The 21,504-nt window shown below is 59.1% G+C and carries 21 protein-coding genes; 16 read left to right on the top strand and 5 right to left on the bottom strand.

Annotated elements, in window-relative coordinates; all coding sequences use genetic code 11:
- Positions 1–37: 37 nt before the first annotated feature.
- Complete coding sequence (locus HDF15_RS10050; protein WP_260330985.1) at positions 38–595, top strand: HNH endonuclease signature motif containing protein; 558 nt, start codon at positions 38–40, stop codon at positions 593–595.
- Here HDF15_RS10050 and HDF15_RS10055 read toward each other — a convergent pair.
- Positions 592–1,116 (bottom strand): polymer-forming cytoskeletal protein, encoded by a 525-nt coding sequence (locus HDF15_RS10055; RefSeq protein ID WP_184255142.1) that lies wholly within the window; start codon positions 1,114–1,116, stop codon positions 592–594. The genes HDF15_RS10050 and HDF15_RS10055 overlap by 4 nt on opposite strands.
- A 297-nt stretch (positions 1,117–1,413) precedes the next feature.
- Complete coding sequence (locus HDF15_RS10060) at positions 1,414–2,097, bottom strand: hypothetical protein (protein WP_184255144.1); 684 nt, start codon at positions 2,095–2,097, stop codon at positions 1,414–1,416.
- A 258-nt stretch (positions 2,098–2,355) separates the two neighbouring features.
- Between HDF15_RS10060 and infA the strand changes: the two genes are divergently transcribed.
- The 13 genes from infA to polA all read left to right on the top strand — a co-directional run bounded on the left by infA (position 2,356) and on the right by polA (position 14,277).
- A complete protein-coding gene (infA, locus tag HDF15_RS10065) occupies positions 2,356–2,574 on the top strand; it encodes a translation initiation factor IF-1 (protein ID WP_014264250.1) in 219 nt (72 codons plus the stop codon).
- Positions 2,575–2,632: 58 nt separating this feature from the next.
- Complete coding sequence (rpmJ, locus tag HDF15_RS10070) at positions 2,633–2,746, top strand: 50S ribosomal protein L36 (RefSeq protein ID WP_013581269.1); 114 nt, start codon at positions 2,633–2,635, stop codon at positions 2,744–2,746.
- 189 nt (positions 2,747–2,935) lie between these two features.
- Positions 2,936–3,316, top strand: a complete 381-nt coding sequence (gene rpsM / locus HDF15_RS10075; RefSeq protein WP_014264251.1) for a 30S ribosomal protein S13 — start codon at positions 2,936–2,938, stop codon at positions 3,314–3,316.
- Between the two features lie 3 nt (positions 3,317–3,319).
- Positions 3,320–3,745: a 30S ribosomal protein S11 gene (gene rpsK, locus HDF15_RS10080; protein WP_184255146.1), complete on the top strand. Its 426-nt coding sequence runs from the start codon at positions 3,320–3,322 to the stop codon at positions 3,743–3,745.
- A gap of 156 nt (positions 3,746–3,901) precedes the next feature.
- A complete protein-coding gene (rpsD, locus tag HDF15_RS10085; RefSeq protein WP_184255147.1) occupies positions 3,902–4,534 on the top strand; it encodes a 30S ribosomal protein S4 in 633 nt (210 codons plus the stop codon).
- A gap of 136 nt (positions 4,535–4,670) precedes the next feature.
- Entirely contained in the window at positions 4,671–5,750 is a 1,080-nt protein-coding gene (locus tag HDF15_RS10090) for a DNA-directed RNA polymerase subunit alpha (protein ID WP_184255149.1), read from the top strand.
- Positions 5,751–5,828: 78 nt separating this feature from the next.
- On the top strand, positions 5,829–6,179 hold the full coding sequence (locus HDF15_RS10095) for a four helix bundle protein (RefSeq protein WP_184255151.1): 351 nt from the start codon (positions 5,829–5,831) through the stop codon (positions 6,177–6,179).
- A 99-nt stretch (positions 6,180–6,278) separates the two neighbouring features.
- A complete protein-coding gene (gene rplQ / locus HDF15_RS10100; RefSeq protein WP_184255153.1) occupies positions 6,279–6,758 on the top strand; it encodes a 50S ribosomal protein L17 in 480 nt (159 codons plus the stop codon).
- Between the two features lie 118 nt (positions 6,759–6,876).
- A complete protein-coding gene (locus HDF15_RS10105) occupies positions 6,877–7,809 on the top strand; it encodes an ABC transporter ATP-binding protein (RefSeq protein ID WP_184255155.1) in 933 nt (310 codons plus the stop codon).
- Entirely contained in the window at positions 7,802–9,034 is a 1,233-nt protein-coding gene (locus HDF15_RS10110; protein ID WP_184255157.1) for an ABC transporter permease, read from the top strand. Before HDF15_RS10105 ends, HDF15_RS10110 begins: the two co-directional genes overlap by 8 nt.
- A gap of 368 nt (positions 9,035–9,402) precedes the next feature.
- The gene (locus HDF15_RS10115) at positions 9,403–10,038 is read left to right on the top strand and encodes a lysophospholipid acyltransferase family protein (protein WP_184255159.1); all 636 of its coding nucleotides are present in this window, start codon (positions 9,403–9,405) and stop codon (positions 10,036–10,038) included.
- A 4-nt stretch (positions 10,039–10,042) separates the two neighbouring features.
- Positions 10,043–11,164: a tRNA preQ1(34) S-adenosylmethionine ribosyltransferase-isomerase QueA gene (gene queA / locus HDF15_RS10120; RefSeq protein WP_184255161.1), complete on the top strand. Its 1,122-nt coding sequence runs from the start codon at positions 10,043–10,045 to the stop codon at positions 11,162–11,164.
- Between the two features lie 20 nt (positions 11,165–11,184).
- Positions 11,185–14,277 (top strand): DNA polymerase I, encoded by a 3,093-nt coding sequence (gene polA, locus HDF15_RS10125; protein ID WP_260330986.1) that lies wholly within the window; start codon positions 11,185–11,187, stop codon positions 14,275–14,277.
- 353 nt (positions 14,278–14,630) lie between these two features.
- On the opposite strand, the gene HDF15_RS26225 is transcribed toward polA, so the two are convergent.
- Positions 14,631–16,415, bottom strand: coding sequence for a DUF262 domain-containing protein (locus tag HDF15_RS26225; RefSeq protein WP_184255163.1), 1,785 nt, complete (start codon positions 16,413–16,415; stop codon positions 14,631–14,633).
- Positions 16,416–17,051: 636 nt separating this feature from the next.
- Between HDF15_RS26225 and purU the strand changes: the two genes are divergently transcribed.
- Positions 17,052–17,909, top strand: coding sequence for a formyltetrahydrofolate deformylase (purU, locus tag HDF15_RS10135; protein WP_184255165.1), 858 nt, complete (start codon positions 17,052–17,054; stop codon positions 17,907–17,909).
- Between the two features lie 7 nt (positions 17,910–17,916).
- Here purU and glmM read toward each other — a convergent pair whose 3' ends face one another.
- Positions 17,917–19,272 carry a phosphoglucosamine mutase gene (gene glmM, locus HDF15_RS10140; protein ID WP_184255167.1) on the bottom strand — a complete coding sequence of 452 codons (1,356 nt, stop codon included), beginning with the start codon at positions 19,270–19,272 and terminating at the stop codon, positions 17,917–17,919.
- Between the two features lie 125 nt (positions 19,273–19,397).
- Here glmM and HDF15_RS10145 point away from each other — a divergent pair, with 125 nt between their 5' ends.
- Entirely contained in the window at positions 19,398–20,546 is a 1,149-nt protein-coding gene (locus HDF15_RS10145; RefSeq protein WP_184255168.1) for a VWA domain-containing protein, read from the top strand.
- 3 nt (positions 20,547–20,549) lie between these two features.
- Here the strand turns inward: HDF15_RS10145 and HDF15_RS10150 are convergent, their stop codons facing one another.
- Entirely contained in the window at positions 20,550–21,485 is a 936-nt protein-coding gene (locus HDF15_RS10150; protein ID WP_260330987.1) for an alpha/beta hydrolase, read from the bottom strand.
- Between the last annotated feature and the right edge of the window lie 19 nt (positions 21,486–21,504).

Consider the following 21,504-nt stretch of genomic DNA (forward strand, 5'->3'; position numbering starts at 1 on the left):
CTCCACAAAGGCCCTCGCTACTGCGAGGGCCTTTGTGTTGCCTGACCACGTCGTATTCTTAACCTCACCGATGTCCACGCTGCCCTCGCGAATCCTCTCCGAAGCCGGCCGAGCGCAACGCGCTGCGTTGTCGCTGGGGCCGAACGGTCTGGCACTCTGCCGCTGGTGCCAGATGGAGATTCTCGCGCGCCGCCGCCGTACCTTCTGCTCGGAGTACTGCGTGCATCAGTGGAGGCTGCGCTCGGACCCCGGTTATCTGCGCGATCAGGTCTTTGCTCGCGATTGCGGTGTCTGCACGGCTTGCGGTACCGATACTGTTGCCGCGTATGCTGCGCTCAAACGCAGTCGCGGCAAGGCGCGGGTGGAGGCGCTTGCCGTCTGGGGCCTCAAGACTGTTCAGACTCGTCGATCCCTGTGGGATGCGGACCATATTCGGCCTGTCGCTGAAGGAGGAGGCCAGTGCGACCTCGACAACCTCCGCACGCTCTGCCTGCCGTGCCATCGCGAGGCGACAGCCGATCTTCGCTTGCGATTGCGAGCAAACACGACAAAGCCCCGGCCGTCGCCGGGGCTTTGCGCACAACAGGATCGTTAAGCTTCTGTTCCAGCCGGCTCGAGCGTTGCCTGGGTGGGAGCACCTGCTGCTCCGCCCTTGACCTCGGAACCCGGCTTGCGGATGTCGATGCCGCCCTTGAAGAAGGCACCATCTTCGATGGAGATGCGAGCGGCGATGACGTCGCCGGTCAGCGAGCCTTCGCTGCGGATGTCCACACGGTCAGAGGCCTGGCAGTTGCCGCGCACCTTGCCGAGTACAACGATCTCGCGTGCGGAGATGTTCGCCGCGACCTGTCCGTTGCGGCCTACCGTAACGCGGTTGCCGGGGAGGGTAATGGTGCCTTCGACCTTACCGTCGATATAAAGCGATTCGGAGCCTGAGAGCTCGCCCTTGATGACAAGGCTCTTGCCGATCGTTGCCTGTTCGCCGGCAGGGATTGCGCCTGCTGCGGAGGATGCTGGACGTGCAGCTTCAAACGTTGCGCCGCCGGTAGGCGTCGCCGGACGTACCGGCTCCGGGGTTGAAGGGGTTGAGCTGCCGGTCTGGTTCGGTTTCCACATAATGTATTGCTTCCTTTCCTCGTTCCGGAGGGGATCTTTCGCAGGCCGAGCGCGCTACGCTTCTGCGCACCACAGCTTTTGCCCGTGCTTCGTCCACGATACTACTTTGTCAACCCGTCTGACCTGTGGAGTTCCGCCCAAATCTTCATTAAAACGCGCCTTTACAGTAACCCCCCACAATCTCTTCTCGTGCTGGGCGTATAGCGAAAGGCGCAAGCGACCTTTGCCGGGGTCAACGCATCTTAGTCGCTTCGAATTTATCGCGGGGAGCGATGTGTGAGCGCGCCGGTTTTTTCTCTATTCCTCGGCTTCGCCTTCTTCTACCAGTGAACTCAGTCCGACGACATCAAAGGTCAGCGCCTGTCCGCCGGTGAGCTGGAGTGTCGCTCGCATCGGTGTGCGCTGCCACTTTGCGGCAGTGCACACGGGGTAGGGTGCATTGGCTTGCGGCCACGGCCCGATCACCTTCTGAACTACAGCCTTGCGTGCTCCAAGTTCGGCGACAACGGCCACCAGGCCCCCATTTCTGACCGTGGTTGCGATGCCGCAGTAGGCCGCATAGTCGCGAAACCATACAGCCTCCGAAACAGCCGGATCGAACGCGGGCAGATGCAGTGCGGTAATGTGGCCGGTGACGCGGTCGACCATGAGCCACGGACCGGGCTGCCAGGTCCATCGCGGGGCTTCGCCGGGCAGGGAATCGTTGATTCGCAGGGCCCTCCGCACGACGAACGACCGGTCGGTGACGTCGTGGATCTCTCCGACGGTCCACTCCTTCTGGGTGGTGTCGACCAGCAGGGGCCGGACCCGCAACGTGGTCGCCTCTTCGCTCTTGTTGTCCGGGTTTGCCTCGGGAGGGGTATAGGGCACGCGCCGGGAGGCGCCTAGTGTCACGGTATGGATCTTGGGGGCGGCGGACGCTACCGGGACGCACAAAAGGGCAAGCAGCGGCACGGAAGCCAGGCGGAGAGGTGTCTGCATGGCTTGCAGCCTAGCAGAAAGATAAGAATCTTCAGAATCTTCGCTAAGATAAACTCAATCCTTCTCTGATCTTCCTTCCACAAATCCCCGTTTTCGGGTAGACTCAAACATGGTGCGTGTCCCTTCCGCCGTCTCTGTCTGTCCATTGGGGTTGGATGGAGGCACCAGAAGCCCACGAAACAGGCATAGGAAGCCGCGAAGCAATGATTCGCGGTCACAATGAGATCGGGCCTTCACGGCCCAATCGAAGGAGAGCGTTTGTCGAAGGAAGATGCAATTGAAGTAATGGCGGTGGTCGTCGAGACCCTGCCAAACGCGCTATTCAAGGTCGAGCTCGAAAACAAGCACCAGGTGCTTGCGCACGTCTCAGGCCGTATGCGCAAGAACTTCATCCGCATCCTCCCCGGCGATCGCGTAGCCATCGAGCTCAGTCCCTACGATCTGAACCGCGGCCGCATCGTTTACCGCTACAAGTAACAGCAGGTTGTCCGTTCTCTGAGAGCTGGCAACTGTTAACTGAGAACTGAGGATTCAAATGAAGGTCCGTGCTTCAGTAAAGAAGATCTGCGACAAGTGCAAGGTGATCCACCGCCGTGGCGTCGTTCGCGTTATCTGCGAGAACGCCAAGCACAAGCAGCGCCAGGGCTAAAAGAGTGGCAATAGGCAGTCTCTACTGTCTATCCTCTACTCTCTACACTCTGTTTTTAGCGGCCCCACCGGGCGAGTTAGCCGAAGTCAAGGCTTGCGATGAACCCGGAGGAGACAGCAATCAGGTCAGCCGCATGACCCCTAACCCCGCTCCCCAGCCAGTCTGGAAGCCCAACCGAAAGGCAATCTCATGGCACGTATTGCCGGCGTCGACCTGCCAGGAAACAAGCAGGCTCGTATCGCCCTCACCTATATCTACGGCATCGGTGACCCCCGCGCCCTCCGCATTCTGACGGCAGCGGGTATTGATCCGCTCGCCAAGATGGGCACCCTCGACGAGGACCAGCTCAACGCCATCCGTCAGGTTATCGAGAAGGAAGGCGGCATTGAGGGCGATCTCCGCAAGGAAATCTCGCTCAACATCAAGCGCCTGATCGAAATCCAGTCCTACCGTGGTCTCCGTCACCGCCGCAGCCTCCCGGTTCGCGGTCAGCGCACCCACACCAACGCTCGTACCCGCAAGGGCCCCCGTAAGGGCACCGTTGCCGGTAAGAAGAAAGCGACTAAGTAAGCCATGGCAAAGTCACAGAACAAGGCGCCCGGCTCTGCAAAAGTCGGCAAAAATAAGAAGTTCAAGAAGCGCGAGCGGAAGAACGTTCCATTTGGTCTGGTATTCATCCAGGCGAGCTTCAACAACACCATCGTCACCATCACCGACCAGACCGGCAACACGCTGAGCTGGAAGAGCTCCGGCTCGCTCGGCTTCCGCGGCTCCCGTAAGGGAACCCCGTTTGCCGCGCAGCAGGCAGCGGTCGGCGCCGCCAACGCGGCCCGCGACCACGGTCTGCGTTCGGTCGATGTGCGCGTTGCAGGCCCCGGCTCCGGCCGTGAGTCCGCGATCCGCGCTCTCGCAGCCGCCGGTATCGAGGTTCGCTCGATCCGCGACGTCACGCCGATGCCTCACAACGGCTGCCGTCCTCCGAAGCGCCGCCGCGTGTAAGAACTGGGTTCAGGTTCCAGGGCCCAGGGTTCAGAAGACACGTTTTCTGAACCCTGGGCCCTAAGCCCTCAGCCCTTGCAATCCCGGATCGCGACGAAGCGCTGCCAGCGTGTAAAGCGATCGACACCAGAAGCACCCAACTTAGGAGATACAGAAATGGCACGTTATACAGGACCCGTCTGCCGCCTTTGCCGCCGCGACGGCACCAAGCTCTTCCTCAAAGGCCCGAAGTGCTTCACCGACAAATGCCCCGTCGAGAAGCGTAACTTCCCCCCAGGCCAGCACGGCCAGTCCAAGAAGCAGAAGAAGGTCGTTGGCTACGGTCTGCAGCTCCGTGAGAAGCAGAAGGCCAAGCGCATCTACTTCACGCTCGAGACCCAGTTCCGCGCCTACTACGAGAAGGCTGCGAACCGCCCCGGCGTCACCGGCGAACTCCTGCTCCAGCAGCTCGAGACCCGTCTCGACAACGTCTGCTACCGCCTCGGCTTCGCGCTTTCGCGCCGCCAGGCACGCCAGGTCGTTCGTCACGGCCACGTGCAGGTAAACGGCCGCAAGGTCAACATCCCGAGCTTCCAGTGCAAGGTCGGCGACGAGATCGCAATCCGCGAGGGTTCCAAGAAGCTTGTTCTGCTCGAAGCATCGCAGGACTTCCTCTCCGGCCAGAACCGCGTGGGCTGGATCGATGCCAACCGCGAGAATCTGTCGGGCAAGATCATCGCCCTGCCGAAGCGCGAGGACGTCAACCTGCCGGTCAACGAGCAGCTCATCGTCGAACTTTACTCGAAGTAATCCACAAATCTGGGTGCTCCACTCATCGCCTGTTCTTTGCGCGATGGGTGGGGAATCACCCGGACGTCTGCAACACCAACCGCACTACCGTTAGCCCCGCAAAATGCTTCGCGGTGCAACGAAGAAAGGAACACCCATGCTTTGGAGAGGTTTTCAGAAGCCCAAGCGTCTCGCTGTCGATCCGGAGACCCTGACCCCCACCTTTGGCAAATTTTCCGCTCAGCCCTTTGAGCGCGGTTTCGGTACGACCATCGGCAACGCCCTGCGCCGTACCCTGCTGTCCTCGATCGAAGGTGCTGCTGTTACCGCCGTCAAGATCGAAGGCGTGCTGCACGAGTTCCAATCCATCGCCGGCGTCGTTGAAGATGCGACCGACATCATCCTGAACCTGAAGCAGATCCCGTTCAAGCTCAATGGCGATGGCCCCAAGACCCTGTACCTCCGCGCCGATGCCGCGGGTGTCGTCACCTCGGGTTCCATCGAGGCCGACTCCGACGTCGAGATCCTCGATCCCAGCGTCTACATCTGCACCATCAGCGAAGGTGGCCGCATCGACATGGAGATGCGCCTCAAGCGCGGCCGTGGCTATGTTTCGGCTGACAAGAACTTCGACAGCGACCTCGGCATCGGCTTCATTCCGGTCGATTCCGTTCACTCGCCTGTACGTAAGGTCAACTACCTCGTCGAGGCTGCTCGTCTCGGTCAGATTACCGACTATGACAAGCTCACGCTCGAGATCTGGACCAACGGAACGATCCTCCCGGCAGACGCTCTCGGCCTCTCGGCCAAGCTGCTCAAGGATCACATGACGATCTTCATCAACTTCGAGGAGGAGATGGAGGCCGGTGCTTCCGGCGATCACGACGGCCCGCTGCTTCGCAACGAGAACCTGAACCGCTCGGTAGAAGAGCTCGAGCTTTCGGTGCGCAGCTACAACTGCCTGAAGAACGCCAACATCGCGACCATCGGTGAGTTGATCCAGAAGACCGAAGCCGAGATGCTCAAGACCAAGAACTTCGGCCGCAAGAGCCTGAACGAGATCAAGGAAATCCTTGCTCAGATGGGCCTCTCGCTCGGCATGAAGATCGACGAACAGGGCAACCCGGTCCCGGGACCGACCTCGGTTCTCCCGGCCGCAACGCTCGCAGCCAGCTATGCCGGCTACGACGATGAGGACGACGACGATCTCGATATCGACGAGCCCGAAAACTTCTAAAGGCAGGGATTAGGGCTTAGGGAACAGGGATTAGAAAACCTGTTCCCGTCCCTTCATTTTCAGTGGAGCAGTACGAAAATGGGCGAATCATATCGTGATCTCATCGTGTGGCAACGTTCTATTCAGATGAGCGTCGCTGTTTACAAATTGACGAGTGGCTTTCCAAAAGAAGAGATTTACGGCCTTTCCAGTCAACTCCGGCGAGCCGGAGTTTCAGTAGCAAGCAATATCGCAGAAGGTTATGCGCGGATGTCTCGTGGCGAGTATAAGCAGTTTCTCGGCATGGCGCGTGGCTCCAATTCAGAGGTGCAAACGCAACTTGTAATTGCACGGGAGTTGGGATTTGGAAGTCCACAGGCACTCGACAACGCTGAGGGGTTGTCGAACGAAGTGGGCAAAATGATAGCGTCAATTCTTCGTGGCCTCTGACGAGCGAAGTTTGGGCTTTTCCTAATCCCTAGTCCCTAATCCCTAATCCCTCGTATGCAGTTCCGAGCCGGGCAGAAGTCCGGGTCGAAGGAGATCAAAATGCGTCATCGTAATGGCGGCTTTAAACTCGGCCGCAACACCAGTCATCGTCGCGCTCTTCTGCGCAATCTCGTTACCTCCATCATCCTGAACGATCGTGTTCACACCACCATTACGAAGGCCAAGGCGACCCGCCCCATCGTCGAGAAGATGATCACCCTCGGCAAGAACGGCAGCGTTCACTCCCGCCGTCAGGCGCTCGCTTACCTGATGACTCCTGAGTCGGTCGACCGTCTCTTCAAGATCGTTGCCCCGCGCTACAGCACGCGTCCCGGCGGCTACAGCCGCATCGTGCGCACCGGCGTCCGCAAGGGTGATGCCTCCGAGATGGCTTTCATCGAGCTCCTCGGCGCCGAGCAGGAACTAAGCGAGAAGGCAGCCAAGCGCTCCGAAGCTCGCGCCAAGCGGCAGGAAGAGCTGCAGAAGCAGCTCGAAGAGCGTGGTCCCGGCGAGCAGCCTGATCCCTCTGCCGAGAACTAAACACAACCATCTGCAAGAACAAGAGGCGCGCCCATGTGGCGCGCCTCTTGTTTTCTCCGCGCCCTATCTGTACTTCGAGCGCTACCCACCATCCCTGCGCTAAACTAGCCACATCCGCATGCCTATCGTTGAACTCCAGAACATCCGCAAGGTCTACGACACCAAAGTCGCGGTCGAAGGCCTGACCCTGACTATCGAACCCGGCACCATGTTCGGTCTGCTGGGGCCGAACGGCTCGGGCAAGACCAGCTCCATCCGCATGATGATCGGCATGACCGTGCCCGACTCCGGCACAGTGCGCCTCTTCGACAAGCCCTTTGCGCGCACGCTGCTGCATCGCGTCGGCTACCTGCCCGAAGAGCGCGGCCTCTACAAGAAGATGAAGGTGATCGATCAGCTCGTCTTCCTGGGCCAGCTTCATGGTCTGGACGAAGCCACGGCCCGCAAGCGCTCACTTGCCTGGTGCGAGCGCATGGAGATCACCGAGGCCATCGGGAAGAAGACCGAAGAGCTCTCGAAGGGTATGCAGCAGAAGATTCAGTTCATCGCCGCGCTGCTGCACGAGCCCGACCTCGTCATCATGGACGAGCCCTTCAGCGGCCTCGATCCCGTCAATGCGACGCTGCTCATGGATACCCTCGTCGCCCTGCGCAGCGAGGGCAAGGCCATCCTCTTCTCGACGCACCGCATGGACCAGGTCGAAAAGCTCTGCGACGCCATCGCGCTCATCTCACGGGGCAAGCTGCTGCTCTCCGGCAGCATGCGCGAGATCAAATCCCACTATCCGCGCAATCGCGTGCAGATCGTCTTCACCGGTGACGATTCGTTCCTTCGCCATCCCGGCATCGTCGAGGCCAAGAACTACTCCGGCATCGCCGAGATCAAGGTGCAGGACGAAGCCGTTGCCCAGCAGGTTCTCGCCGAGGCCGTCGCCCGTGGCACCCACATCAATCGCTTTGAAGTCATAGAGCCTACGCTGGAAGAGATCTTTATCGAAAACGTCCGCGCAAGCTTCGGCGATGCAGAGGCAGGAGGCAGAGTCGATGCATAACACTTGGCTGATCGCGAAGCGCGAGTACCTGGAGCGCGTACGTACCAAGGGATTCATCATTGCGACGGTGCTCATTCCGTTGCTGATGGGGGCTCTGGTCTTTGGCAGCGCCTACATGGGGTCGAAGTCCAAGACCTCGTCGCACATCGCTGTCGTCACCAGCGACTCCGCTCTCGGTACCGACCTCAAGCATCAGCTTGAAGGTGGCAAAGACAGCGACATGAAGGTCGACCTGAGTCAGCCTTCCAACGAGACTCGCGCGGTCCTTGACGCCCAACTGCACGACAAATCCTCTTCGCTTGCCGGTTATCTCTGGGTGACGCCGCCGGTGATCGCCGGAGACCGTCCTTCTTTCACCTATACAGCACGTTCTGCCGGTGATATCGCCACGCAGGGAGCGATCGAATCGGCCCTCGGCTCTGTGCTGATGCGGGAGCACCTTGAATCGAAGGGCATGGCCGGCTCCGACATCGATGCGCTCGTCGCCCCGGTCAAGGTCGATACCAGTGCCAGCGGTAATACGACGACGGCATTCTTCGCCGCCTACACGCTGTTCTTCCTCATGTACATGGTCATCATGCTGTATGGCATGAACACCGCGCGGTCGATCATCGAAGAGAAGACCAGCCGCGTCTTCGAGGTTCTGCTGGCGACGATCAAACCTGAAGAACTGCTCGCTGGAAAGATCCTGGGTGTAGGTGCCGTGGGTCTCACGCAAATAGGCATCTGGATGATTGCTGCGGGGGCGCTCTCCAGCAGCAGTCTTGCGGCCAGCCTGATCGGGACAACGGGACATGGACTGATCAGCGCAACACAGATCGGCTTCTTTGTGCTGTACTTCGTCTTCGGGTTCCTGCTCTACTCCAGTATTGCCGCCGCGCTCGGCGCCATGACGAACTCGGAACAAGAGCTGCAACAGCTCAACATGTTCCTGGTTCTTCCGCTCGCATTCTGCATGGTCATGCTCTTTTCGATCATCCGCGCGCCGAACTCGACCCTGGCCCGTGTGGTCTCCCTCATTCCTTTCTGCAGCCCGCTGCTGATGAACTTCCGTATCTCGCTTACACAGGTACCGGCATGGGAGATCTGGCTCTCCGTGGTGCTGATGTCGGCTACGATCTTCGCCATTTTGTGGGTCTCCTCGCGCATCTACCGCGTCGGCATCCTCATGTATGGCAAGAAGCCCAATCTGCCTGAAATCCTGCGCTGGCTGAAATACAGCTAGCAATACATTTCGCGCCTGTCATCAACGGCGCGAAGCGCAAACCGTGACGCTTTAGCGTCGCGGAGCGGAGGGAGCCGTAGCTTTTAGGCTACGGAATAAAAGGCCAGGCAAGAATTGGGCTTTAGCCCCGGGCCTTTTATTCGCAGCCGAAAGAAGGCCCGGGCCTAAAGGCCACATCTCTGCTAAACCTCTAATTCCGTAGCCTAAAGGCTACGGCTCCCTCCGTCTCCCTGACGCTGAAGCGTCAGGGAACGCGCTTCGCGCTGCTTGGGACCTCCATATTCTTTCGAAGCTAGAGAGATGATCACGCCGCATGCGAATGCAACCAAGAATTCATTCCTCCACCACCTCCAAGTAAACTCATCTGCGTGGCTGTCTTCACTCCAAAGCAACGTCTGCTACTGGCGATTGTGCCTCCGCTGGCGGTAACGTTGATCCGCTTGCTGGGAGCGACGTTGCGCTATCGCGACGTCAACGCTCCCGCCACGCCTGTCGGCATTGACGTCCCCGGCCCCACGATCTTCGCCTTTTGGCATTGCGCGCTGCTGGTCAGCGCGCACCGCTTCCGCAACAAGGGAATCGCGATCCTGATTTCGCGCTCCTTCGACGGCGAGCTCATCGCGCGTATCGTCGAGCGGCTCGGCTTCGTTGCTGTCCGCGGCTCCAGCACCCGCGGAGGCCCACAGGCATTACGCGGAATGCAGCAGGCCTACACCGACGGCCTCATCTGTGCCTTCACCGCCGATGGCCCGAAGGGACCTGCACGCATCGCCAAGCCGGGGCCTGTGCATCTCGCGGAGCTCACCGGGGCGAACTGGATCGGTGCGTTTCACGGACAGCCCGATCGCGCCTGGGAGCTGCGCTCCTGGGACCGCTTCATGATCCCCAAACCCTTCACTACCGTGACCTTTTCGTGGCCCGTGCACACCGCGCCGGAGCTCGCACCCGTGCAGCAGTCCCTGGACGAAGCGGTCGCGATGACCTCGCGCCTACAATCGCAGTAGCCCCATGCTTGTCTCAGACTTCCACTACGACCTGCCCGAAGAACTCATCGCGCAGCGGCCTCCTGCGGTGCGCGGCACGAGCCGCATGATGACGCTGGATCGCCGTACCGGTGATTTCGCCGACCATACCTTTGCCGAGTTGCCGTTGCTGCTCCAGCCGGGCGATCTGCTGGTGATGAACGACTCGCGCGTCATCCCCGCGCGCCTCTTTGCCACCCGCGCCGGCCTCACGACCCAGCACAACTCCCCCGCGCCAAGCGGCCACATCGAAGTTCTGCTGACGCAACGCCTTGCCCCCGCTGAAGGCCATAACGACTGGTCGGCGCTGGTTCGTCCTGCGAAGAAAATCCAACCCGGTGAGACCCTTCTCTTCGCTCCGGACGACTCCACCGCACCGCTGCTGCGCGCCACCGTACTCTCCGCCGGAGAGTTCGGCGAGCGTACTCTGCGCTTCGATCCAGCCGAGGACTTTCACGCCGCGCTGGAGCGCATCGGTCACCTGCCGCTGCCGCCCTACATTCATCGCTCCAAGCAGGAGCCCAACACTTCAGAAGACCGCGAGCACTACCAGACGGTCTACTCGCAGCAGTTGACCAGCACCGAGGCCGAGGGCTCCGCCGCCGCGCCGACGGCTGGCCTGCACTTCACACCGGAGGTGCTCTCGCAGCTCCGGGAGCGGGGCGTAGAGCTCGCCACCCTCACACTGCACGTCGGGCTCGGAACGTTCCAGCCCGTCCGCGTCGAACGCACAGAGGACATCCGCCTCCACGCCGAGCACTATACGCTCTCCGCCGCGACCGCCGAAGCCATCCAGAGAGCCAGGCGCGAGGACCGCCGCATCGTCGCCGTAGGCACGACCACCACGCGCACCCTGGAGCACATCGCCCGTGAAACCAATGGCAACGAAATTGCCGCGCATTCGGGAAGCACCGCCCTCTTTCTCTCTCCCGGGGTGGAGTTCAAACTGGTTGGCGGCCTGTTGACCAACTTCCACCTTCCGCAATCGACGCTGTTGATGCTGGTCTCTGCCTTCGCCGGTCGCGAACAGGCGCTTGCTGCCTACGCGCACGCCGTGGAGGCGCGCTATCGCTTCTTTTCCTACGGCGACTGCATGCTCATCACGTAGCATCCAATAAAGAGACTGTGATGCAGACAAAAGAAGAAATCGCCATGCCGAACAAGACCGACAAACCGCCTATCTACCTCCTCGATTCGATGGCCTTCATCTTCCGTGCGTATCACGCGATGCAGCGCTCGCGCCCGATGTCCACGCGCACCGGCATCCCCACGGCGGCAACGTATGTCTTCGTCAACATGATCAACAAGCTGCGTAAGGACTTCCAGCCGCAGTACCTGGCCGCGGTCTACGATGTCGGCGCCCCTCTGCTGCGCAACGAGCAGGCCAAGCAGATGAAGGACGTCCAGAAGTTCAACATCAAGACGCAGGAGTTCGAGACCATCGAATACGGCGGCTACAAGGCCAACCGCGCCGAGACCCCGCCCGACCTCATTCAGCAGCAACCCTACATCCGCCGCGCGCTTGAGGCTTTTCGCATCCCGATTCTCTTCTACGAGGGCTTCGAGGCTGACGACGTCATCGGCACGCTGAGCTGCCAGCTCTCCGCGCTTGGCCATCACGTCTATGTCGTCTCGTCAGACAAGGACATGATGCAGCTTGTCAACGAGAACGTCTCGATCCTCAACCCGATGAAGGACAACCTCATCCTCGATCCGGCTGGGGTCGAAAACGTGCTGGGAGTTCCGCCCGCGCACGTAGTCGACGTGATGGCGCTGCGCGGCGACGCCATCGACAACATCCCCGGAGCGCCGGGCATTGGCGACAAGGGCTCGGTCGAGCTCATCCAGCAGTTCGGCACCGTGGAAGGTGCGCTTGACCGCGCCGCTGAGGTCAAGAAGAAGACCTACCGCGAGTCCCTGCAGAACAACCGCGACAACATCCTGCTCTCGAAAGAGCTGGTTACCATTCACACGGCGGTGCCCATCGAGTTCTCGCTCGATCACATGCGAACGCAGCCGGTCGATAACGCAGCCTGCCGCGCGCTCTTCACCGAGCTCGAGTTCACGACGATGCTCAAAGAGCTCGCTCCCGACGTCGACGCCACCCCCGTCACCTACAACATCAAGGCCACCACGGACGACCTCGCAAAACTTCTCGCCGAAGCCCGCGAACCTTCTCTCGTAGCTCGCGACCTCGAAGCTCACAGCTCGATTACAAACCAGCTACCTCGCGGCCTCGCCATCGCCCTGGCCGAAACGACACAAGCCATCGCAGAAGAGGTCGCCGCCGATGCCAGCGCCAACGCCGAGGTTGAAGAATCCGAACCCGAACCACCGCAGACGATGTCGCTCTTCGGAGCAGATGAGGGTTCAGGGCCCAGGGCTCAGGGCTCAGAGGACTCGTCTTCTGAACCCGGGGGCTTAAACCCTGAACCCTCCCAGGACCCCGCCTGCCGTCTCGGTCTTGCCGTCACCGCTGGACATGCCATCGAGGTCTCGCTCGACACCCCCGGTATACGCGAAGCCCTCGCCGACCCTGCGTTACCCAAGCAGGTCCACGACCTCAAAGCGGTGCTCCGCGCGCTTCAGCCGCACGACATCACACTTGCCGGGCCGATCACCGACGTGATGCTGCAGAGCTATCTCCTCAACCCGACGCACAGCTCACATACACTCATCGACCTGGCCGCACGCACGACCAGCAGGGCACTGACGCACCAGCCGACGAAAGACAATCCCAACGATCCCAAGCGCCTGCCGGAAGCCGCCGCGGCCATCGCGCGCCTGGCCGTTACGTTGGGCGAACAACTCGCCGAAGTTCCCACAACGCACGTGATTCCGAAGGACGATCCCGCGCTGGGTGGCGCGATCACCACGGAGATGCTCTTCGCGGACAAGGCGCAGGGCGCAGGGCCCAGGGCTCAGGGCCCAGCGAGCGCGTCTTCTGGGCGCAGGGCCCTGAACCCTGAAACCTCTCCCCTGAACGAGCATTCCACCCTGTCCGAGGTCTACGAACAGCTCGACCTCCCTCTTGTCTCCGTCCTGCTGCAGATGGAGCAGACGGGAGTTCGCGTCGACAGCAACCTCCTGCGCGAGATGAGTTCACGCCTCGCGGTCACCATCGACGACCTGGCCGAGCGCATCTATGCCAGCTCAGGCCATCGCTTCAACATCAACTCTCCCAAGCAGCTTGGCGATGTGCTCTTCAACAAGATGGACCTGCCCAAGCCCACCAAGCATGGCAAGGGCAAGGTGATCTCGACGGCTCAGGACATCCTCGAAGACCTCGCGCAGCACCATGAGGTTCCGGCGATCGTCCTCGAATATCGCCAGTTGCAGAAGCTGAAGTCCACCTACCTCGATCAGCTTCCGTCGTTGACGGACGCGAACGGCCGCATCCACACGACGTTCAACCAGGTAGGCACGGCGACGGGCCGTCTCTCGTCGATCAACCCCAACCTGCAGAACATCCCCATCCGCACCGCCGTGGGCCGTGAGATCCGCGCGGCATTCATCGCCGCGCCGGGCAATCTGCTGATGTCCGCGGACTACTCGCAGATCGAACTGCGCCTGATGGCGCACTTCTCCCAGGACCCTCTGCTGCTCGACGCCTACCGCACCGGCAAGGACATCCATACGCTCACCGCCGCGGAGGTCTTCGAGGTCGACGCCGCAACGATGGACAAGGAGACTCGCGCCCGCGCCAAGGCGGTGAACTTCGGCATCGTCTATGGCATCTCGCCGTTCGGTCTGGCCGCTCAGTTAGGCATCGACCAGAAGGTCGCCAAGGCTTATATCGAACGCTACTTCGATCGCTACAAGGGAGTCGCGACGTTCATCGAGCAGACACTCGAAACCGTCCGCCGCGACCAGGCGGTAAAGACCGCCTTCGGCCGTGTCCGTCCTATCCCCGACATCCAATCCCGCAACCCCAACCAGCGCGGTTTCGCGGAGCGCACGGCAGTCAACACGCCACTCCAGGGCACCGCCGCTGACCTCATCAAGATCGCCATGCTCCGCATCGACGCCGCCATTCGTATGCGCAATCTGCGTTCGCTGATGACGCTACAGGTGCACGACGAACTGCTTTTCGACGTTGTCCCCGAAGAAGCCGACGAGATGCAGGAGCTGGTAAAGACCGAGATGGAATCGGCGGCTGAGTTCAGTGTGCCCATCGTTGCGGAGGTAGGTCTTGGAGATAACTGGCGGGATATCAAGTAGCTCATACAACGTGTGCAAGATCGTGAATCGCACAGAACGCAGGTCCCTGCCCCGAGCCGACTCAAGCCCCGAAGGGGCGGTATATCCCAGCCTAGGGCAACGCTCTGGGTTGCGGAGCTAATAGGATCCAGAGGCCTGAAGGGCTGACCTATAGATGTTGCCGCCTATAAATCACGCTTTCAGCACTTTGAATTTTCTTCATTCAGCAACTGTTGATGTTGTTGTCGAGGAAGCCGATGCGATGCAAAATTGGTGAAGACCGAAATGGAGTCGGCGGCAGAGCTTTCCATGCCTATTGCCGCCGATGTTGAACTCAGTGATAGTAGGCGCGACACTAAATGATATGTAGAGCATTAGGTGATTACTAGGGGTGACATCTTGGGCGCTTGAAGTCGTACTTTTAGGGCCGAGAGTAAAAGGCTCTCTCGTGCTTCCCAAACCGAAAGGATCTCGCCTGCTGTGTAGTGTTCTTTATCTGGAATGAAACGAGATTCTAAAAACCTTTTCCGATTGTCAGGAGCTCCGAAAAAAAGGTTTAACCAGTCTTCAAATGCTTTACCAGACTTTTCTTGATTCATAACGCTGTCGAGTAAAGCTAAATTTGCCAGCGAATCTCTTTCATCCGAGATTTGCCGCGCAATATCCTCCGGCAGTTCTTCTCTCTTGAGCTTTTGTGTCGTCAGCAGAGAGCGAGGGAAGATGTGATCTACGTGTACCGGCATTCCGGCGACGCTATCGGGAGTTATGAGGCTTAAAATGAGGAAAGCTTCCCGATCGCTGTAGCCGTAATCCAATAGCGCCTCAATATCGGCATCCGAAAATAACATCGATCGGTTTAGTTCACCCATCCTCTGATCGATTGCCGCTTTGGGAAACAGTGGCTCATCTGATTTGGTGATTTCTTGTCGCATAGTTGCGAGTATAGTGTCGCCCATGCTTCCGAAAAGCCTTTTAAGGAGTGCCTCAGATAGCCACCGTAAAATCTCTGATCGATCAGCACGGTCCGAAGCCGACGTTAAATAGCTAGGTGTTGCACCTCGTTTTTTCAAGTAGTATGCAATCGGAATGAGCGCGTTATTTGATAGAAGAGATCGATTTGTAAATCCATAAAGATTTACCAGCGAAATGGTTAGATGAAGTGCTGTTTTTATATGTGGCCACTCTGTTTCGATCTTGCTCAAGTTTGCAGCGGTAAAGTTGTCAACTTTGAACTTCACATCGTCCACATCTCCCAATACTAGGCACGACTTCATAACGAAGTCCTTGTCGATGCTAAGGTCTTCATTTATTGAATTCAAATCATCCACAAGCGTTAAAATTTCCTGACGCGCATCTTGTCCGGCCCAAGACGCAGTAGCCATTGATAGAAGAAGATCGGAATAGCTTAATCGGGTGCCTCCACTGTTCGTCCTAACAAAGATGTCGAGGACACGGTGAAGGCTGGGCTGTTTCTCTAGAAAGTAGTTGATGACAGCATCGCTGCTGAATGTTTGAACAAAGCAGGCGAGCGATTTCTGTGCATGTGCTCGTCTTTCAGTGGAAGCTCCATGGATCTCAGGACGTTGCATCACTTCCATTGCCTGAAAAAGAGTGGGTACGGCTTCGAAAAGTTCCGGAACCGATATCCAATATTCGTCGGAGTTCTTCACCGCCTCCTCGGGCTTCATGAAATAAAAGGCATACTCCATCTCCTCATCTTGATTCACGGCGACTTGATTTAGTAGATCCAGATGCAACACTTCCTTGGGATACGCATTTGGGTTCGAGCGTCGCTTATTCGGGAGCTTGGCTGCATAGGATCCTGTAAGTCCAATTACAAGTGAGGTGAGACGTTGTTGGCCATCCAATACTGCAGTGAAGGTATGGTCGCCACTCGTAGTAAACGGAGGATTATGTCTCGCTGTCTTTTCATGATAATGAGTGAGAAAACGATAGAACTGAAATTTGCTGCTGTCTGATGGCGGAACCTCCCAGAAAAGAAATGAGTTGATTGGGTATCCCCTCATGACGGAATCAAACAGCTTTTCGATTTGAACTGTTTTCCATTCAAATTCACGTTGGATAGAGGGTAATGCGTATTTCCCATCTGCAATCTTGCCGATGATCGTTCGAATGGTGATTGGAGTTTGGAAAGACACGATTGGTTCTCCTGATGAAGATTGAATTTGCTAATCAAAGCCGTGGATTGGAATCATGTGACATACACGATATTCAGCCTGCATTACGTGTTCAGATCTATTCATACGTGGCTGCTGCGTATGCGCGAAGCTGCTTTGGTGTGTCGTGTAATTGACATGTTCGTGATCGTACAAACCTTCTGTAGCTACAACAGAGAGGATGTCTCTAGGTTTGCTACCAAAGACAGGTTCGAAGCGTTGGCTTTGCAATCTTATTTCAGAAATATGAGGATGTCATGAATCATCCCGAGCACGAGGCGGTTCATCCACTCTCCGACGAACGATTTGCCTGGGGGCTGCGCGATTTGGCTGACAAGTTGGAAGGATAATCTTCGAACATCAGGGGATTAGCTCTAGATCGCGCACCTGACGCCTGATTTCGGGATAAGTTCTGGCTTCAAGCAATTCTCTTGAATAGCGAGAGTACGAACGAGGCGTCACGTTCGGTAATCGGGCGAGCTGCACTTCAAAGATCTTTCCTCTCAAAATTCCTCCGAACGCGCGTCATAGGGCCACACATGAACTTACTGCCAAAGCCGCACCTCTTTTGGTATCGGTCATGACATCTAGTAGCCTTTAGGCGAGCCCTTAAACTCCATGACCAAGACCGCTACGCTCCTCATCGACTGCCCTGATCGCAAGGGTCTTGTCGCGGCTATCATCAATTTTCTTGTCCAGCAGTACGACGTCAACATCCTCAACGCCGATCAGCATCAGGACGCCGAGCTGGGCCTCTTCTTCATGCGCGTTGAGTTCGCCACCGAGGCTGCAGGCTTCGAGGAACTCAGCTTCCGCACGGCCTTCCAACCTCTCGCACGGCAGTTCCAGATGAACTGGCGTATCGAGTTAGCTGATGCGCCGCAGAACGTCTGCCTCTTCGTCTCGCAGTATCTGCATTGCCTCGCCGACCTGCTGCACCGCCACCAGACCGGCGAGTTCCGTTGCAACCTCGCGCTCATTGTCAGCAACCATGAGAGTGCACGAGCCCTGGCGGAGTTCCATCATGTTCCGTTTCACTACCTGCCTGTTCAGCAGGCGAACAAGGCGCAGGTAGAGGCTCAACAACTTGCCTTGCTGGATGAGCACAAGATCGACCTCGTCGTCCTCGCGCGTTACATGCAGATCCTGTCGCCCGAGTTCGTGGATGCCTATCCGCGCCGCATTATCAACGTGCATCATTCGTTTCTACCCGCGTTTACAGGAGCAAAACCGTACCATGCGGCCTTTGCCCGTGGCGTCAAGCTCATTGGTGCGACCAGCCACTACGTCACCGCGGAACTCGACGAGGGCCCCATCATCGAACAGGATGTCGCCCGTGTCTCGCAGAACGATCAGCTTCCCAGCCTCATCCAGAAGGGCCGCGACCTCGAGCGTATGGTGCTCTCCCGCGCTGTGCAGTGGCACCTGGATCACCGCATCCTGTCTTACGCGAACAAGACCGTCATCTTCGCCTGAGCTGGGCCTAAATCCCCAGCTCTGCTCGTATCGCTCCGGCAATCGCCTCGGCGTGGCGGCGCATAGCCTCTTCGCTCTCGGCCTCGATCATCACGCGTGCCAGGGCTTCGGTGCCGGAGTAGCGGATGACTACGCGTCCTGAGTCCTTCAGCTCTTCTTCCGCGGCTTGAATCACCACAACAACCGAGGTCAGGGAATCGAGCGGCTTCTTCTCGCGCACCTTTACGTTCAGGATGACCTGCGGATAGTTCTTGAGATCGGCGATCAACTCGCCGAGTGTCTTACCCGAGCGATGCACCACATCGAGTACCAGCAGTGCTGTGAGCAAGCCATCGCCTGTCGTGGCCTTGGCTGGAAACAGGATGTGGCCGGACTGCTCGCCGCCCAAGGAAGCACCGGAGTTTTGCATCTCCTCAAGGACATATTTGTCGCCAACCGGAGCACGCAGCATGCGAATTCCCGAGCGTTTGAATGCAGCCTCCAGGCCCATGTTCGACATCGTCGTCGCAACGACGAGGTTGTCCGCAAGCAGGCCGCGCTCCTGCAGATCGCGGGCGCAGAGCAGCATCACAGCATCGCCGTTTACGACGTTGCCGTGCTCGTCTGCAAAGAGCGCGCGGTCGGCATCGCCGTCAAAGGTGAACCCCATCGACGCGCCGCGGGTTTTCACCTCGGCTGCGACGACTTCAGGATGCAGCGCACCACAGTTCGCATTGATGTTGCGGCCGTCAGGAGAGGCGTGTGTAACTTCGACCGTTCCCTTGAGCGACTCGAACAACTGTGGAGCGACCGAGCTGGCTGCGCCGTTCGCGCAGTCGATCACGACGGAGCGATTATCCAGAGAGATGTCCGGTACCGCCTCGAGCAGGAAGCGGATGTACTCGGCGCGATAGCTCTCATTGACCTCAGGGAGTTCTTCTTTCGCAGGCGCAGCGGTCGCGCTGCTTGCCAGCACGCGCTCGATCTCGGCCTCGATGTCCAGCTCTACTGCATCGGGTAGCTTGTAGCCGTCGCCGCCAAAGATCTTGATGCCGTTATCCTGCCAGGGATTATGCGAGGCGGAGATCACTACGCCTGCGCTGAACCCGTGCTTCCGGGCGAGGAATGCGATGGCGGGGGTCGTGATTACCCCGGCGGACTCGACTTCGGCGCCACCCTCGCGCAATCCGGCGGCGATCGTCGCCGCAATCCACGGGCAGCTCTCTCTCGTGTCCATGCCCATGACGACGTGTACCGGCTTACCCGCAGCCTCATCCTTCAGCTTCGTCGCCAGGGCCACGCCCACAGCGCGCACCGTGCGCCGATCCAGCGGCGGCTCTCCAGCTACTGCACGAATTCCATCGGTACCAAATAACTTTCGCATCGCCACCTCTTGTCCTGTTTTTAATCTCTTTCTAAGATGCTAGCGGAGATTCGCATGTGCATTCGTCATCCGGGCAGAATCGGCCTATTTTGAAACCCGCTTGCAGCGTGATCGTCTAAACGTACATGCAATCCCTGCGACTTTTCACCGGAATGGCCTTGCTGGCGGGGTGCGTAGGCGCGTTCGGACAAGAATCGACGCCTTCTGCCCCGGTCGCCAGTTTGTCAATCGAGGCCCGCCTCGTGGTTGTTCCTACGGTGGTTCGCGATAAGCATGGAGCGCTCGTCCAGAGCCTCGGCAAAGACGATTTTGCCCTGAAGGTCGACGGAAAGGCGCAGACGATCCGCTACTTCGACCATGACACGGATGTTCCCCTGACGCTTGGACTGCTGGTCGATACCAGCCAGAGCCAGCGTACGGTGATCGACAGCGAGCGCTCGGCGAGCGGCACCTTCCTCGACAAGATGCTTGCGCCCGCGAGCGCGAATCGCGAGTCGGACAAGGCTTTCATCGTGCAGTTTGCGCGTGAAGTGGAGTTGTTGCAGGACCCCACCGACTCTCGGTCCAGGTTGAAGCAGGCGCTGAAAGAGCTTGATACGACAGCACCGTCAACATCCTCTTCAACCAGTGACGATAGCGGCCACGCCCATGGTGGAACGACTCTCTACGACGCAGTCTTTCTTTCAGCGGACGAGGTAACCTCCAGGCAGAAGGGGCGCCGCGCGCTCATTCTGCTTACCGATGGCGTCGACCGCAACAGCAAGGAGTCGATTGCCGAGGCGATCGAGGCAGCTCAGCGCGCCGATACGATCATTTACGCGATCTACTTCAAGGGCGAGGAGCCGCATCGCGATAACGGCCCAGGGAATCCTGGAGGCCATCATGGTGGTGGTTTTCCCGGCGGTGGAGGCTATCCCGGTGGGGGTGGCTACCCAGGGGGAGGCGGGGGCTGGCCTGGCGGCGGTACTGGCAATGGTGGCGGTGGACGAAGCCGAGGGCCTGAGCCGCACGCCGTCGATGGCAAGAAGATCCTCGAGCGCCTGTGCGGTGAGACCGGTGGACGCGTCTTTGAGGTGTCGAAGAGAGAGACCGTAGACGCCATCTACGCGGAGATCGCCGAAGAGCTGCATTCGCAATACCGGCTGGGTTTTACGCCAGAGACGGCAGCAACCTCAGACGGGTATCACGAGATCGATCTGGAGATGGCTAGCCAGCAGAATAAGAGCAAGCTCACCGTGCAGACGCGTGAAGGCTACTATGCGGGCAGCAAGTAAAGCCTAAAGACCTTTGTCCATCAATCCATGAGCCTGCATCCAGTGCTCCAGCAGGGTGGGCCAAATGGCTAGCTCCGGTGTCAGAGGAAGGTTTTGTCCCATGCCCGTACCGTGTGGCCCGCGTTCGAAGACGTGCAACTCAGCCGGGACACCGGCGAGCAGCAGCGCATTGAAGAACAAGGTGGCATTGAGCGCGCTGACGGTCTTGTCGGACTCGTTGGCATAGAGGAAGGTGGGCGAGCTTTTGGCCGTAACGTGCAGCACGGGGGAGAGCGTATCGACCAGCTCCTTGGGGGCGTCTGGGCCGGTCAGAGCTTCCATCCCAAAGGTGCCGGGGATGCTCGGGTCGAGGCTGAGCCGTCCGTAGCTGCTGATGGCGAAGTCCGGATGGCTGCTCGCATGGTCGATCGGGTCGGCAGCGCTGGGGTTGGCCGTATCGTCAACGGTTGCAAGATAGCCCACGAGGTGTCCGCCCGCCGAGAACCCCCAGACGCCAATGGCGTCCGGCCGCAGCTTCCACGCCGTCGCGTGGCTGCGCACGAAGCGAACGGCGCGCTGGCCGTCGAGCATCGGCGAAGGGTACTTGTAGCGCGGGCTCAGGCGATATTGCAGCACGTAGGCGCTGACGCCGTGCGCGTTGAGCCAGCGTGCCTCGGCGGCACCCTCTTTTTCCATCACGAGATGCTTATAGCCGCCGCCGGGCAGCACGACGACCGCACTGTGCGGACCGTCTCCCGCTGCCGGATAGCAGTAGAGCTTGGGGACGTCCTCCTCGGTTGTGCCGAGAGCTCCAGGGGCTCCAGCAGGCCAGAGAACCTCGATAGAGGTGTAGCCACCGGGCGGTGGCGCTAATGGCGCTGCGGCTGTTTGGGCTGAAGCCGCAAAGGGGATTGCGGGCAGGAGGAGGGCTAGCAAGCCAGCGCGAAGAGAACCGGTCATACCGATACGATACGCGGAA

The organism is Granulicella mallensis (assembly GCF_014203225.1).
Lineage (GTDB): Bacteria > Acidobacteriota > Terriglobia > Terriglobales > Acidobacteriaceae > Granulicella > Granulicella mallensis_A.